This window comes from Kitasatospora sp. NBC_00070 (assembly GCF_045041205.1).
Taxonomy (GTDB): Bacteria; Actinomycetota; Actinomycetes; order Streptomycetales; family Streptomycetaceae; genus Kitasatospora.
This window is the reverse complement of sequence record NZ_CP108247.1, coordinates 961268-976172: the sequence shown is the minus strand read 5'-3', so window position 1 is coordinate 976172 and position 14905 is coordinate 961268. Positions and strand designations below refer to the sequence as shown.

Annotated in this window: 14 protein-coding genes and 1 pseudogene; 8 read left to right on the top strand and 7 right to left on the bottom strand. The window is 72.0% G+C overall.

Features of this window, described 5'->3' with window-relative positions; genetic code table 11:
• Positions 1-55 precede the first annotated feature (55 nt).
• Positions 56-1168, bottom strand: coding sequence for a glycosyltransferase family 4 protein (locus OHV05_RS04535; RefSeq protein ID WP_405016450.1), 1113 nt, complete (start codon positions 1166-1168; stop codon positions 56-58).
• A gap of 221 nt (positions 1169-1389) precedes the next feature.
• On the opposite strand from OHV05_RS04535, the gene OHV05_RS04530 reads away from it, so the two are divergent.
• From OHV05_RS04530 to OHV05_RS04505, 6 genes are all read left to right on the top strand, one after another.
• Positions 1390-2457, top strand: coding sequence for a glycosyltransferase (locus OHV05_RS04530; RefSeq protein ID WP_405016449.1), 1068 nt, complete (start codon positions 1390-1392; stop codon positions 2455-2457).
• Positions 2458-2563: 106 nt separating this feature from the next.
• Positions 2564-3391, top strand: coding sequence for a slipin family protein (locus OHV05_RS04525; protein ID WP_405016448.1), 828 nt, complete (start codon positions 2564-2566; stop codon positions 3389-3391).
• Between the two features lie 88 nt (positions 3392-3479).
• On the top strand, positions 3480-4115 hold the full coding sequence (locus OHV05_RS04520; protein ID WP_405016447.1) for a thiol:disulfide interchange protein DsbA/DsbL: 636 nt from the start codon (positions 3480-3482) through the stop codon (positions 4113-4115).
• A gap of 193 nt (positions 4116-4308) precedes the next feature.
• The gene (locus OHV05_RS04515) at positions 4309-5205 is read left to right on the top strand and encodes an ABC transporter permease (protein WP_405016446.1); all 897 of its coding nucleotides are present in this window, start codon (positions 4309-4311) and stop codon (positions 5203-5205) included.
• Positions 5195-6406 carry an ABC transporter ATP-binding protein gene (locus OHV05_RS04510; protein WP_403043506.1) on the top strand — a complete coding sequence of 404 codons (1212 nt, stop codon included), beginning with the start codon at positions 5195-5197 and terminating at the stop codon, positions 6404-6406. The genes OHV05_RS04515 and OHV05_RS04510 overlap by 11 nt, the downstream gene beginning before the upstream one ends.
• A gap of 4 nt (positions 6407-6410) precedes the next feature.
• Positions 6411-7610, top strand: coding sequence for a glycosyltransferase family 4 protein (locus OHV05_RS04505; protein WP_405016445.1), 1200 nt, complete (start codon positions 6411-6413; stop codon positions 7608-7610).
• A 42-nt stretch (positions 7611-7652) separates the two neighbouring features.
• Here the strand turns inward: OHV05_RS04505 and OHV05_RS04500 are convergent, their stop codons facing one another.
• The 3 genes from OHV05_RS04500 to OHV05_RS04490 all read right to left on the bottom strand — a co-directional run bounded on the left by OHV05_RS04500 (position 7653) and on the right by OHV05_RS04490 (position 10507).
• Positions 7653-8402 carry an SAM-dependent methyltransferase gene (locus OHV05_RS04500; RefSeq protein ID WP_405021387.1) on the bottom strand — a complete coding sequence of 250 codons (750 nt, stop codon included), beginning with the start codon at positions 8400-8402 and terminating at the stop codon, positions 7653-7655.
• A gap of 4 nt (positions 8403-8406) precedes the next feature.
• Entirely contained in the window at positions 8407-9573 is a 1167-nt protein-coding gene (locus tag OHV05_RS04495) for a glycosyltransferase (protein WP_405016444.1), read from the bottom strand.
• Between the two features lie 499 nt (positions 9574-10072).
• Positions 10073-10507, bottom strand: a complete 435-nt coding sequence (locus OHV05_RS04490; RefSeq protein WP_405016443.1) for a hypothetical protein — start codon at positions 10505-10507, stop codon at positions 10073-10075.
• 165 nt (positions 10508-10672) lie between these two features.
• Here OHV05_RS04490 and OHV05_RS04485 point away from each other — a divergent pair, with 165 nt between their 5' ends.
• Positions 10673-10939 carry a GntR family transcriptional regulator gene (locus OHV05_RS04485; protein WP_405016442.1) on the top strand — a complete coding sequence of 89 codons (267 nt, stop codon included), beginning with the start codon at positions 10673-10675 and terminating at the stop codon, positions 10937-10939.
• A 402-nt stretch (positions 10940-11341) separates the two neighbouring features.
• Here the strand turns inward: OHV05_RS04485 and OHV05_RS04480 are convergent, their stop codons facing one another.
• The gene (locus tag OHV05_RS04480) at positions 11342-11983 is read right to left on the bottom strand and encodes a peptidase inhibitor family I36 protein (protein ID WP_405016441.1); all 642 of its coding nucleotides are present in this window, start codon (positions 11981-11983) and stop codon (positions 11342-11344) included.
• Positions 11984-12286: 303 nt separating this feature from the next.
• Here OHV05_RS04480 and OHV05_RS04475 point away from each other — a divergent pair.
• Positions 12287-13266, top strand: a pseudogene (locus OHV05_RS04475) (IS5 family transposase).
• Positions 13267-13475: 209 nt separating this feature from the next.
• On the opposite strand, the gene OHV05_RS04470 reads toward OHV05_RS04475, so the two are convergent.
• A complete protein-coding gene (locus OHV05_RS04470) occupies positions 13476-13982 on the bottom strand; it encodes an NUDIX domain-containing protein (RefSeq protein ID WP_405016440.1) in 507 nt (168 codons plus the stop codon).
• Positions 13983-14356: 374 nt separating this feature from the next.
• Positions 14357-14620, bottom strand: a complete 264-nt coding sequence (locus OHV05_RS04465) for a hypothetical protein (RefSeq protein WP_405016439.1) — start codon at positions 14618-14620, stop codon at positions 14357-14359.
• Between the last annotated feature and the right edge of the window lie 285 nt (positions 14621-14905).

Below are 14905 nucleotides of genomic sequence, written 5' to 3'. Positions count from 1 at the left end.
CCCCGAGCCTGATGCTTGCGGCACCTGACGTGCGGCGCAAGCGCTTTGGCCAATCTCATCCCCGCCGCAGTGATCTTTCGTAGAACTCGACCATCTGACCCGAGACGTGGTGCAGGGTGAACCGGGTCAGGAACCTGGCCCGGGCCGCCTTCACCCGCAGCGCGGCGGCCGAACGGTCACCGAGCGTGTCCAGCAGCGCGGCCGCCAGCTCGCCCGGCCGCTCCGGCGGCACCAGCCGGGCGTAGTCCTCCGAGCCGACCGTCTCGCGGAGCGCGGCCACGTCGGCACAGACCAGCGGGACGCCGACCCCCATCGCCTCCATCGCCGCACTGCCCAGGCCCTCCCAGCGGGACGGCACGGCGAACGCGTCGGAGGCCGCCATCAGGTCGAACACGTCCGAACGCGGGCCCAGGAAACGGACGTTGCCCGCCCGGTCGGCCAGCTTCCGCAGCCCCGGGGTCTCGGTGCCGGGGCTGCCCGCCAGCAGCAGCACCGCGTCGGGCAGCCCGGCCCGGACCGCGGGCCACGCCTCCAGCAGGACGTCGAGACCCTTCTGGTACTGCTGCCGGGCGGCGGCCAGCACCACCGGCGTGTCGGCGGACAGCTCCAGCGCGGCCCGGACGGCGGCCCGGCGCTCGGGCGTCACCGAGCCGAGCAGCTCGGGGTCGCGGCCGCGCGGCACCACGTCGATCCGGTCCGGCGAGACGTGCAGCCGACGGGCCATCACCTCGGCCACGTGCCTGGTCAGCGCGTGGAACCGCCGGGTGCCCTGCGCGGTGGCCGCGTCCACCGCCTGGGCGGCCCGGACCTTCCACGGGTTCAGACCGCGGGCGTGCAGATGCTCGGGCCCGTACGCGGAGTTGACCAGGCTGGACACCACCGGCACCCCGCTGGCCAGCGCGGCCGAGCGGCCGAGCACGTCCGACTCGTAGAGCGTGGTGTGCACCAGCTCGGGGCGGCGACGGCGGACCAGCCGCCGGAGCGCCGCCAACTCGCCGACCCGGTTCGCCGCGTGCACACCGAAGACGGTGGCGCCGGCCTGGGTCAGCTCGGCCTGGAAGCCGTCCGGTGAGTGCCGCAGGTATGCCACGTCCAGTTGGATGCCCGAGCGGACCAGTTGCGGTGCCATCGCCACCAAGCCCTGCTCGGCACCGCCGATTCTGCTCACGCTGTCGATCACATAGAGCACGTGCACAGCGGCAACCCCCAGCAAGACCCCCGGCGCCGGCCCCCCGGCCCAGCACGCTCTGACAGACGATCAGCATCCCAGGTGGGGCGGGGCATCCGCCAGCGAATGGGCAGACCGGCGGGAACGGTGACCCCCGGCCGGCCCGCCCGTCCCGCCGGAAGGGCCTGCGGGGAGGGCGCCCGGTGTGGAAGGTTGGCCGCATGGCTGACGGACCTCGTGTGCTGCACCTGATCACCGATCCCCGGGGCCGGGGTGCCCAGCAGCTCGCCCGCGACCTGCACACCGAACTGCTGCGCCGGGGCGCGCCGTCCACGCTCCGTTCGCTCCAGCCGCACGCCGACGCGCCCTCGGACCACGACGCCCCGGTGCTCGGCCCGTCCCGGCACCACCCGGCGACGCTGCGGGCGCTGCGGGCCGCCGCCCGGCAGGCGGACGTGGTGGTGGCGCACGGCTCCAGCACCCTGCAGGCCTGCGCCGTCGGGCTGCTGGGCACCGGGGTGCCCTTCGTGTACGTCAACATCGGCGACCCCAGGCACTGGACGGCGAGCCTGTCCCGGCGGCTCCGGGTGGGTGCCTTCCTGCACCGGGCCGCCGCCGTCTCGGCGATCTCGGACGGTGCCAGGACGGTGCTGCTGGAGCGCTTCCGGCTGCCCGCCCGGAAGGTCCGGACGATCCCGAACGGCCGGGCCGCCGACCGCTACCGGCCCGCCGCCGACCAGGCCGAACGCGAGGCCGCCCGCGCGCAGTTGGGCCTGCCCCGGCAGGGCCCGGTGGTGGCGTGGATCGGCGCGCTGGCGCCGGAGAAACGGCTCGACCTGGCCCTGGACGCGCTCGACCGGCTGCCGGACGTGCATCTCGCGGTGGCGGGCGACGGTCCGCTCAGCGGCAGCTTCCCGCCCTGCGACCGGGTGCACCTGCTCGGCCGGCTGGCCGACCCCGGGGTGCTCTACCTGGCCGCCGACGTCCTGCTGCTGAGCAGCGACAGCGAGGGCGTGCCGGGCGTGCTGATCGAGGCCGCGCTGGCCGGGCTGCCCGCCGTCGCCACCGACGTGGGCTGGGTCGGCGACGTCGTCCTGGACGGCCGGACGGGCGCGCTGGTCCGGCCGGGCGACCCGGTCGCGCTGGCCGAGGCGCTCGGCGGGGTGCTCTCGGGGGACCGGACCGCGCTCGGTGCGGCGGCCCGGGCGCACGCCCTGGAGCGGTTCGACCTGGCGGTGGTGACCGACTCCTGGCAGCGCCTGCTCCGGCAGGTGGCCCCCGGCCGCTGAGGGGTGCGAAGGAGGGTCGTCCGGCGTCTGTTCTCCCCGTGGGGTCGCGCGCATACTGTGCCCGCGGCCGCCGTCGGTCGGTGGCCCAACGGGGAGGAAGACAAGCATGGAGATCGTGCTCGGGGGGCTCGGCGCCTTGGCGGCGCTGGCGGTGGCCTGGCTGGTGACCGGGTTCCGGGTGGTGCAGCAGTACGAACGCGGGGTGGTGTTCCGGCTCGGCCGGGTCAGCGGAGCGCCCCGGCAGCCAGGGCCGACGCTGCTGATCCCGTTCGTGGACCGGCTCAGCAAGGTCAACATGCAGGTGATCACCATGCCGGTGCCGGCCCAGGACGGCATCACCAGGGACAACGTCTCGGTCCGGGTGGACGCGGTGGTCTACTTCCGGGTGATCGACCCGGTCCGGGCCAGCGTCGACGTGCAGAACTACGGCTTCGCGATGTCCCAGGTGGCGCAGACCTCGCTGCGGTCGATCATCGGCAAGAGCGAGCTGGACGACCTGCTCTCCGGCCGGGAGGGTTTGCACCGGGGGCTCGAACTGATGCTGGAGAGCCCGGCCGTGGGCTGGGGCGTGCACATCGACCGGGTGGAGATCAAGGACGTCGCGCTGCCGGAGTCGATGAAGCGGTCGATGTCCCGGCAGGCCGAGGCGGAGCGGGAGCGGCGGGCCAGGGTGATCACGGCGGACGGCGAGTTCCAGGCCTCCGCCAAGCTGGCCGAGGCGGCCCGGACGATGGCCGAGACCCCCTCCGCGATGCAACTGCGGCTGCTGCAGACCGTGGTGGAGGTGGCGGCGGAGAAGAACTCCACCCTGGTGCTGCCCTTCCCGGTCGAGCTGCTCCGGTTCTTCGACAGCGCCGCCCAGCAGAGCGCCAGGGCCGTGGCTGCGTCGGAGCCGGTGTCGCAGCCCGAGCCGGAGCCGGAGCACGAGGGCTGACCCGGCGCTGGGCCGTCCGGGCGAAGTTCCGCACCGGACGGCCCGTCAGCTCGCCCGGCGGTGCCGGACGCTGGCAGCATGACCGGCTGTGAACCCGCTTCTGCGCACCGCCGTGCTGGCCGCCGTCGCCAGCGGACTGCTCGTCACCCCTGCCGTCGCCGCCCCCGAAGTCCCGCACGAGGGGGGCCTGGTGGGCCGGATCGACAACCCCGGCCCCGGCCGGGCGGTGAAGCAGGAGGCCGTCGAGTTCTTCTGGTACGACTGCGGGCACTCCCAGCAGCTGGAGGTCCCGCTCGAGCGCTGGGCCGAGAAGCACCGCTCCGACGTGACGCTCCGTCGGGTGCCGGCGGTCTGGGCGGGCAGCCGCGAGGAGCAGACCCAGCGCGGGCACGCCCGGCTGTACTACACGCTGGAGCAGCTCGGCGAGGTGGACCGGCTGCAGCTCGCGGTGTTCCGCGCGGTGCACGAGCGGGAGACCGACGTGACCACCGAGGAGACCGCGCTGGCCTGGGCCCGGACGGTCGGACTCGACCCGGCGGGCTTCCTGACGGCGTACCGCTCCGAGGAGGTCCAGCGGGCCACCGACGCGGCCGCCGGTCTGCTGACCCGGTACCAGGTGGACGAGCTGCCGACCGTGCTGGTGCAGGGCGGCCAGCGGGTGCAGCCGAGCCGGGACGGCGGGGTCGAGGGGATGCCCGACGCGCTGGACCGGCTGGTCGGCTGACCTCGCTCCTCCGCCCACCCTCCCGACCGGCGGCGGCTCTGAGCAGCCCGAATTCTTCACCGAACCAGTCCCTTGCTCGCACACTCTGTGCCAGAGTGGTCGCCGCGGCCGAACTGCCTCTGCAGCGGCCCGGATTCGAGGCTCGTACCTCGGACGTCACCGAATCACTCGGCACCGGAGAAGGCGGGGTTCCGTGGGGGGACAGCGCGCGCAGGTCCTGGACCAGCGCGACAACCAGACCGAGGCGCGGCGGTCGGGGGCCGACGGACCGCCTGCCGAACTGATCTTCAAACGAAGGCTGCGGCCCGCCCAGGTGGCCCGCGAGCTGCTGGGGGCGCGTGAGTTGGTCCGCGCGCTCGCGGAGCGCGATCTGCGGGCCCGGTACAAGCAGGCGGTGCTCGGCTTCGCCTGGGCGGTGCTCACGCCGCTCGCCCTGTGCGCCATCTTCACGCTGGTGTTCCAGCGGGCCGTGAAGATCGACACCGGCGGTGTGGCCTACCCGCTGTTCGCCTATGTCGGCCTGATCGTCTGGCAGTTCTTCAGCAACACGATGAACCAGGGCGCACTCAGCCTGGCCAACAACCTGAGCCTGCTGAACAAGGTCTACTGCCCGCGCGAGGTCTTCCCGCTCGCCACCATGCTGGTCGCCAGCGTGGACATGCTGATCGGCGTCGGCGTGCTCGGGCTGCTCTTCCTGGCCTTCTGGACGCCGCCGGCGATCACCTTCCTCTGGGTGCTCCCGCTGCTGCTGATCCAGATCGCCTTCACCTACGGCGTGGCGCTGGTGCTCTCGGTCGCCGTGGTCTACCTGCGGGACGTCCGGCACCTGCTGCCGATCATCACCCAGATGGGAGTGTTCGCCACCCCGGTCGCCTACCCGCTCTCGCAGATCCCGCAGGGCCTGCAGGAGCTGTACGTCGGCATCAACCCGCTGGGCGCGGTGATCGAGGGCTACCGGCGGGCCCTGCTCTACGGCCAGACCCCGGACCTGACCCTGACCGGGATCGCGGCCGCCAGTTCGGTGGTCTTCCTGGTCGGCGGCTACCTGCTGTTCAAGAAGCTGGAGACGGGGATCGCCGATGTCGCATGACCTTTCGAGCAGGCAGAGCCTCCCGCTGGGCACGATCAGGACCGAGCAGGTCTGGAAGCGCTTCAAGGCCGACCAGCAGCGGATGCTGCTGCGCGACAAGGTCGAGCAGCTGACCCGTCGGCTGCGCGGCGGCCGCGGCGAGGACTGGCGCTGGGCGCTGCGGGACATCAACCTGCACATCGAGCCCGGCGAGTCGGTCGGCCTGATCGGCTCCAACGGCTCCGGCAAGTCCACCCTGCTCAAGATGCTGACCAGGGTGATGTACCCGTACGGCGGGGTGATCGACGTGCGTGGCCGGATCGGCGCACTGATCGAGATCCGGGCCGGCATCCACCCCGACCTGACGGGCCGGGAGAACATCTACCTGTTCGGCGCGCTGCTCGGTCTGAAGCGCCGTGAGGTGGCCTCCCGGTTCGACGCGATCGTCGAGTTCGCCCGGCTCGGCGGGGCGATCGACCGGCAGGTCAAGTACTACTCCTCCGGCATGCAGATGCGGCTCGGCTTCGCGGTGGCCGCCTACCTGGAGCCGCACGTGCTGCTGGTGGACGAGGTGCTGGCGGTCGGCGACGCGGTCTTCCAGCAGCGCTGCCTGGACCGGATGCGCGAGGTGGCCGAGCAGGGCACCACGATCGTCTTCGTCTCGCACGACCTGCCCGCCGTCGAGTCGATCTGCCGCCGGGGGGTCTGGCTGGAGCAGGGCTCGATCCGGGTGGACGCGGGCATCAAGGAGGCGATGTCCGGCTACCGGGACTCGATCGAGGCGCAGTCCGAGGGCGGCGGCCGGGTCGGCGAGCCGCTCCAGCTGCTCAAGCACGAGATCCTCGGCGACGGCCGGGAGAACCTCACCACCGACGAGCTGATGACGGTCGAGCTCACCCTCGGCGGCGACTACCGGGGCGACGCCACGCTGCACCTGGGCGTCAGCGAGGGCACCTCCAGCCCGATCTTCCAGATCAGCCACGAGATCCGGCTCACCGGCGAGGACCACCAGGTCGCCTGCCTGATCCCCAACCTGCCGCTGCCGCGCGGCCGTTACACGCTCTGGGCGGGTGTCTACAGCATCGGCAAGACCGACGGCGGGACACTGATGAGCTGGCACTCGGTCGGCCAGTTCGACGTCTTCGGCCCGATGCTGGACACCCCGCCACGGGCCGTGGTGCTGGCCGCACCGGTCTTCGTCCCGCACCGCTGGGAGGAGTGAACCGGTGAGCGGCCTCAGAGTACTGGTCCACCTCAACAACCTCGCGCTGGGCGGCGCGCAGTTGAACGCCGTGGACATCGCCCGGACCCTGCGCGACCGGGGCCACCACCCGGTGCTGTTCGCCCAGGGGGTCGAGGGGCCCGCCCCGCTGGTCGAGCTCGCCGCCGGGCACGGCCTGCAGCTGGTGGTCGAGGGCGGGCCGGACACCCCGGCCCGGGTGGTCCGGGCGCGGCTGAACCGGGTGGCCGAGGAGCACGGCAGCCAGCTGGTGCACGCCTGGGAGGTCCGGGCCGCCCGGAACGCCTTCTTCGGCCCCGGCCGGCTCGGCCGGATCCCGGTGATCACCACCTTCTACGGCATCCGGATGCTGCGCGGGCTGCCCCGCCACCAGCCGCTGGTGCTCGGGCTCGGCGCCCTGATGGGGGAGGGCCGGGCCTTCGGGCACCGCGACGTCCGCCTGATCGAGCCGCCGGTGAACACCGTGACGGACGCCCCCGGAGTGGTGGACGGCGGCGTGTTCCGCCGCGAACACGGCATCGGTGAGCAGGAGTTGCTGCTCGCCATCGTCACCCGGCTGGTGCCCGACCTGGAGAAGGACGCGGGCGCGCTGCGCACCGTCGAGGCGGTCCGGGCGCTGGCCGACCCCCGGGTCCGGCTGGCCGTGGTCGGCGCCGGGCCCAGCCTTGAGCCGCTGCGGGCGGCGGCGGCGGCGGCCAACGCCGCCCTCGGCCGCGAAGCCGTCCTGGTACCGGGCCAGTTGGCCGACCCCCGGCCCGCCTACCAGGCCGCCGACGTGGTGCTCGGGATGGGCGGCTCGGCCCTGCGCGGCCTCGCTTTCGGCAAGCCGGTGGTGGTGCACGGCGCCGCCGGGTACACCGCACTGCACGAGCCGGGCCCGCTGGTCGAGCCGCACGCCTCGCGCTGCATGTACGGCTTCGGTGAAGGCGCCGCCCCGCCGCAACTGCTGGCCGAGCAGCTCCGCCCGCTGCTCGACGAGCCGGACCGCCGGGCCGAGCTGGGGAGTTGGGGCCGGGAGTGGGTGGTCGGCCGGTTCTCGCTGGAGAGCGTCGCCAGCGCCTTCGAGGCGCTCTACCGCGAGGTGGTCACCACCCCGCCGGGCCGGGCGAGCTGGCTGCGCGACCTGGAGCAGATGAGCCGGTTCGAGTACAGCAAGCCGACCGCCGCGCGGCTGCTCGGCCGGTAGGTCTCCGGCAGGCGGGCCGCCTGCCGGAGAACCGATGATCCGTCAGTCCGCCCGGCGCAGCAGCAGGGTGAGGAACCCGAGCGTGCCCCGGTAGCCGCCGAGCCAGCCCAGTCGGTGCTCGGCCGCGACGGTGGCGGTCTCGGCACTGTCCGGGTGCTCGGGGTGGTCCAGGGCCCACTCGGCGAGCGAGCCCGCCCAGGCCCACTCGTAGTCGTCCCACTCCTCCGGCGTGCTGATGTGGCCGAGGACCGGCACCCAGCCCTGCTCGGTGACCAGCCGGACGGTGCCGGTCAGGTCGGCGTGGTCGTCCGCGTTCGGGACGCCGAGCCCGGCCAGCGCGGCCGCGTCCGGCTCCCGCTCCCAGAAGCAGTCGCCGATCAGCACCAGCCCGCCCGGGGCCAGCGACTCCCGGGCCGCCGTCAGGGTCGGCAGCAGCCCGCCGAAGGCGTGCGTCGCACCGACCGTGAGCACCACGTCGAACGGCTGGTGGGCCTTGAACTCCTTGGCGTCCTGGTGGTGCAGCCCGAGCCGCCGGGCCACCCCGAGGGCCTCGGCGCGCTCCCGGCCGAGCGTCAGCGCGGCCTCGTCCAGGTCGACGCCGACCGCCTGCAGCTCCGGGTACGCGGCCAGCGCCCGGAGCAGCCAGGCGGCCTCCCCGCAGCCGAGGTCGAGCACCCGCCCGGCCCGGCCCCGGAGGGCCCGGTCCAGCAGCCGCTGGACGTTGCGGTCGGAGAGCGGCGCCGCGATCGGGTGGTCGGAGTGGGCGATCCTGCTTCGTAATTGATGGTCCATCCGGTCAGTCTGACGCAGGACCGTCATCCGGTTCCAGCGCCTTTCCGTACGTCCGCCCCTTCCACGCCGCACCCCGCCCGCGCCAGTGCTGGACGGCCGAGTCCACCGTCATCAGCAGGTACAGCAGCGCGGTGAACGGCAGCAGCAGTGCGGCCGCCGCCGGCTGCCCGTAGTAGCGGAGCATCGGGGTGAAGGTGCCGGCCATCAGCGCCCAGGCCGCGCCGCCCGCCGCCGCGACCCACCACGTCCCGGTGACCGCCCCGGCCACCGTCGCCACCGGCGGCACCAGGTAGACCAGCGCCAGCCCGAGCACCGTGCCGAGCAGCAGCAGCGGCGAGTGCCGCAGCTGCGCGTACGCGCTGCGCGAGACCATCCGCCAGAGCTGCCCGAGCTCCGGGTAGGGCCGAACGCTGTCCACCTGCTCGGCCAGGCCGAGCCAGGTCCGGCCGCCGGTGCGCTTCACCGCCCGGGCCAGGTTCACGTCGTCGATCACCGCGCCCCGGATCGCGGCGATCCCGCCGGCCCGCTCCAGCGCCGTCCGGCGCACCAGCGAGCAGCCGCCCGCCGCGGCGGCGGTCCGCGCGCCGGGGCGGTTGCTCCACCGGAACGGGTACAGCTGGGCGAAGAAGTACACGAAGGCCGGCACGATCAGCCGCTCCCAGCCGGTCTCCACCCGCAGCCGGGCCATCTGCGAGACCAGGTCGAGCCGGTGGCCCTCGGCCGCCGCCACCAGGGCGGCCAGCGAGTCCGGGCGGTGCGCGATGTCGGCGTCGGTGAGCAGCAGGTACTCGGGCCGGCCGGCCTGTTCCACGCCGTGCCTCAGCGCCCAGAGCTTGCCGGTCCAGCCGGGCGGAAGCGGCGGGGGAGTGGTCACGGTCAGCGGCAGTCCGCCGCCGGTGGCCAGCCGGCGGGCCAACTCGCCCGTCCCGTCCGAGCTGTGATCGTCCACCAGCACCACCCGGGCCCGCCCCGGGTACCGCTGCGCCAACAGGCTCGGCAGGCTGACCGGCAGCACCTCGGCCTCGTCCCTGGCCGGCACCAGCACCACCACCTCCGGCCACCGCCCGGTCTCCGCCGGCGCGGGCAGCCGCTGGTCGGTCCGCCAGAAGAACCCCTGAGCCAGCGTCAGCCACACCCACGCCACCAGCGACACCCACACCAGTACGGTCACCTGCGGAAGTCTAGGCAGGCACTCGGGAATCCACGGCCAGGCGCTCGGGGCTGCGCTCCGGGCAGGCGCTCAGGTTGCAATGTCCAGGGGCTCGGGGCTCTGCTGATGTGCGGCTCCGCCGCGTGGGCGAGGAGATCTGGCGTGCGGGTCACTGCGAAAGTCCCTGACCACCCCTGAACAGATCACCCTGCACGAGGCCGGCGTCGCAGTTCTGCGTTCCCGGTCAGAGCAATAGGTTATGCGAGGTGGTGACGGACCGTCGAGGGCCGCCCACCCCAACGCAACAGGCCCCGCCCAGCTCGTGGCTGGACGGGGCCTTATGCGGTCTAGCGGTTCACGATGGCCTTAATGGCCGGGGTGCAGCTCTCGCACCCCCAGAGGGGCTGTGGCGGGCCGCTGACGCGTTCCCCGTGGGCCGCTACCGTCACGCCCTTGGTTGCGCTGCACATACAGCAGATGCGGGTAATGCCCTGGTCCTGGGCGGGGGCCTCTTCTGTCATCACGCCGCCACCTCCCGCTTGTTCTCCCGGGTCAGGCAGCCGTCGGCATCCACCGCGTCCGACAGCCACCGGAGTGGGTCCGGCATCCCGGCGCGTGCCGCCCATTCGACCGCCCGCCTCTGGGCCGCCGCACCCCGCTGTACGGCCCACTTGTCGGCTGCCTGCCGGGTGTACGTGTTCACCGGCTCACGGACCGCCTGCCACCTCGGCATGATGGTCCGGGCCACGACGTGGACGGGAATCGGCTGCTGGAACCGGGAGCACACTGGCCGGGTGGCCGGGTTGTGGTGTCGCAGCCCACCTTGCTGTCCGGCCAGGGTGAGCCGGTATGGGCGGGACGGGACGGGTGCGGGCCGGGCGGTGTTCCAGGGCCGCCAGTCCGGGATCAGGGACCGGAGCACCCAGAGCAGGGCGGGAACGATAAGGTGACGCACGTCAGCTCCTCATTAGCTGGCCGCCCCGCTACTGGTCCTCATCCGGTAGGCGGGGCATTTGTCATTTCTGGGCTCAACCGTACGGCTGCATGTCTAACCCTGTCTAGGCATGTCTAATCCTGTCTGGGCAGGGCCGCGAAAAGGTCGACGATTATGCTCTGACCCATGGCAGAGACACCCATTGACCGCCGGTCGCGCCTCGCCCCGTACGAGCAGGTGGCGCAGACGCTGGGCCGCGAGATCAAGGGCGGCGCCTACGGTGTCGACGGGCCCTTGCCCGGCGAGAAGGCGTTGGCGGAACGCTTCGGCGTCGTCCGGGAGACGGTCCGTAGTGCGCTGGACGTGCTGCGGCGCGATGGGCTGGTGGAGACGCTGCGCGGCAAGGGGACGTTCGTGATGCCAGGGGTAGTGGAGGTAGACCGGTCCGAATAGCGGACAGTCAATCCGATATTCGGACACCTTGGGTACGAAGTTCGTACCCTCCCAGCATGGCGGAACCCCGCCCCGCCGGGTTGATGGCGATGCGGGGCAAAGGGCATGGGGCGCGTTCGGCCCCAACAGACAGCCCGTGGGCTGTTATTCGAACAGGGCGGGCAGTGGCTACCGTGATGGCATGACCACTACCCGCCCGTTGATCGTCGGTCTTGTCGGGGCTGCTGCCGGGGCTGTGCTGTTCGTTGCCGGGTACGTCGTCGGCAGTGACCGGGCTAGTAGCCAGTCGGGGCCGACTGTCTACGTGACCCCGTCGACCAGCGGATATCCGGTGCCGTCGCCGTCGGCCTCACCGTCCGGCCGCTGGACTCCGCCGGTCAGTCCCAGCCCGTCAGTGACCGACTAAGCCACCCAGGCCCACCACCGGTCCATCCGGTCGTTGTTCGTGTTCCCGACGTAGGAAGCCGAAGACTGGGGGTTGGTCGTCCACAGCCACAGCCACTGCCCCGTACCGCCCGGCGCGGCGTCATCGGCCACGATGTACAGCGCGCTGGTATTGACGACCCAGCTCGAAGTGCGGTCCTGGAAACCGTAGTTGGACGCGTACCCGGGCGGGCCCTCGTACGCTGCCCAGAACTGCCAGCGGGCCCCCTCCCAGTTGCTGTTCTCGTAGAAGCAGTAGGCGAAGGTGGGGCAGCCGTGCCAGTCGCTGGTGATGCCGTTGGCCGTCTGGGTGTAGCTCGGCGCGATGGTCTCGCCCGGGAGCGGCAGCACCGCAACGGCTTCGACCTTGCCGTCAGCCGAGTAGTACGTGACCTCGTTGGCGGCCGTCTGCGTACCCTTCTTTGCGGCCCGCTTGATCTGCGCGTCCACCGCCCGCTGCAACTCAGCCTTCTGCGCCTTCGTCAGGGCCACGATGGCAGGTCGGGTGTCGCTACTGGCCACCGACGGGGCGGCCATGGCCGGAGTGGTGAGCATGCCGAGCGTGACCGCCAGGGCGGCCGTGCTGGCACCGATGGTGCGCCGTATCGTCGTGGTGCGCATGTGTCCTTCTCTCTGAGATGGGTTGGTGCGTGGAGCCCGCTCCCGGCTGTGCACTGCCAGGTCCAGCAGCCGGGAACGGGGGTCAGTAGGTGAACGGCGTTACAGGCCTGCCACCGGGGCGCGTGACCTCGGGCTGAGCCGTCCCGTGGTTCGTCGGCGCCTCGGCGGGCGGGGGCTTCGGAGGCTCGGCCTGGCCCTGCGTTTCGTCGCTCATGAGCGCTGCTCCTAGGGCCTGTGTGGTGTTGTGATCAACCTTCGGGTTCTACCCTCGCTCTGGGGCGGAACCCGGTAGGACTGTTGGATGTGACGCGCAGGCAACTCACCGACGAGCAGTGGAGTTTGATCGAGCCCTACCTGCCGATCGGCAGGTTCGGGCCCTACCCCGAACGGCTTCGCGACCAGTTCGAGGGGGTGATCTGGCGATTCCGTTCCAGTGCCCAGTGGCGGGAGATGCCCGACGAGTTCGGCCCCTGGTCCACGGTCTTCGGCCGGTTCCGCCTCTGGCGGGACGCCGGCGTGTTCACCGCGCTGCTCGAAGGTCTCATCGCCGCGGCCGCCCGCGAGGGGAAAACGGACCTGTCGCTGGTCAGCGTGGACTCCACGACCGTCCGCGCCCACCACGACAGCGCCGGGATGCTCGTCGACGAGGAGATCATGCAGGCCCTGGAGGAGGCCGCACGCGAGCAGGAGACGGCCCGACAAAAGGGGGCCAGTCGCAGGAACAGAACGGACAGGACGAGCGCGGACAGGTCCGACTGCGACGCGAGCTCCGTCTGAAGCAGGCCCTGCTCGGCAGGTCCCGGGGCGGGCTGACCAGCAAGGTCCACCTCGCCGCCGACCGCCGGTGCCGCCCACTGGCGCTCGTTCTGACCGCGGGCCAGGCCGGTGACAGCCCGCAGTTCGTCCCCGTCCTCGCGAAGGTGCGCGTGCGCCTGCCCGTCGGCCGGCCCCGCACCCGGCCCGGCGCGGTCGCCGCGGACAAGGCCTACTCGTCCCGCGCCAACCGCTCCTACCTGCACAAACGCGGAATCAAGGTTGTCATCCCGGAGAAGAAGGACCAGGCCGCCAGTCGAAAACGGAAGGGCGGCAAGGGCGGGCGACCCGTCAACCACGACACCGACCTCTACAAAGAGCGGAACACCGTCGAGCGCCTGATCAACAGACTGAAGGCCTGGCGGGGCATCGCCACCCGGTTCGACAAAACACCCGAGAGCTACCTCGCAGGCCTCCACCTCCGCGCCTCGATGATCTGGATAGACGACCTCGTGCGACCGCTCAACTGATCACAACCACACACAGGCCCTAGTAGTGATTGAGTGGCCGCCCTGCCCGGGATGACCGACCAAGGACAGGACAGGGCGGCCGGTGCGCGCGTCGATTACGCACCCCTCCGCCTCCAAGAGGTGTGGCGGGGGGCTTGCCCGCTCCGGGCTGTCAGGTTCCGTGGTGCATGGGACGGGCGCTGTCGTGTCCGGAGCGGGAGTCATGGGGCCTACGCGGCGACCGGCTCGCCGTAGTGCAGCAGTTCGTTGCGGATGCCGGCGGAGCGGGCGGCCAGGGCCTTTTGGATGCGGAGCACCATGAACGGCGCGCAGTGCTGCGGCAGTTCGACGGGCAGCATCCATACCAGCTCGGCGACCTCCCCAAGGGCACTCGGCGGGATGGACAGCGCCGCTGCCTCGGCGCCCAACAGCTCTCCCGCGTCACAGACGTAGTTGATCCCTCGGGGTGACCCGGTGTCGGCGTTGGCGTCGACCAGGTCCGTAATGAAGTAGTGCCGGATCGTGCGGACCAGGCCGGTTTCCTCGCGCAGCTCCCGCGCAGCGGCGACGTGCACCAACTCGCCGGGGTGGGCGGCGCCGCCGGGCAGGATGATGCCCTCGCGGTACGTCGTTCGGACGCCGAGCACTTCGAGCCCACGCCGGTCGGTCCGCACCGCCAGCGACTGACAGCCGAGCCGGATCTGGGAGTGCTGGTCGCGCGCAATGTCACTGTGCACCAAGGCAGTTTTCTCCAATTGGATGGACGGATGGACCCGTCCCGGCCGTGCCTCTGCGGAGCGCCGGTTCGCCGTGGGGGACGGTTGAATGTCTAGCGCTCACACGGCCGGGACGGGAGATAAGAGGGCGGGCGATGCCGCTTGCTGTGCGCGGGAACGGGCTTGGGACCACGGCCCCAACCGGGCTACCCGGGGGTGGAGTTCCTCGTACGGGCTGTAGTGCCTGTGGCACACAGTGATCCACGGCCGCATGCCAAGTGACCCGATCGAAGTAACGTCCTGCCATGCTCCGCAGGGGTAGCACCAGCCGAGAATCCAGCGCCGATCACGGGGCACGCGCGGGTCGGAAACTGACGTCTCCGGGCCAAACAGGTTCACGACTCGACGTGCCCCGAGGGCGGGTCGGCGAGGATGCGGCGAACCCGGACCGTTGCCCGTCTTCGGCGTTGCCACCTACCAACCCCGTCGTAGGCGTGCGGGATACCGGCACACGCCGTTCCGGCGACCAGCGACCAGACCAGCCCGCGCACTCCGGTCTGTCCGGAGTCGACCTGTGCCTGTGCGACGAACGCTGTCACTGCCCCGGCGGCCACCACCAGGCCGACCGCCAGCACCTGCGCCCGGCTCGGCCGGCTCACGCCGTGCGCCGATCTCCGCAGGCCGGGTCCGAGCAGCCGCACATCGAGCGTTGGGCGTCACGCACAACCCCGGAGTCTCCGGGTAGCGGGAGGCTTGCCCTGCGGGCCCGTTGGTAGTCCTCCAGTGGCGCAGCGAGGTGGCGGGCCGGGGAAGCGGGGGACCCAATGCTTCCCCTCACGGCTGCACGCCCTGACCCTGGCACGGCGTCAATGTGGACCCATCCGCAGGCGCTGTCCATTCCGCTCCGCCCCCTTCGGGGCGGAGGTGGAAGGAGAAGACGCTTT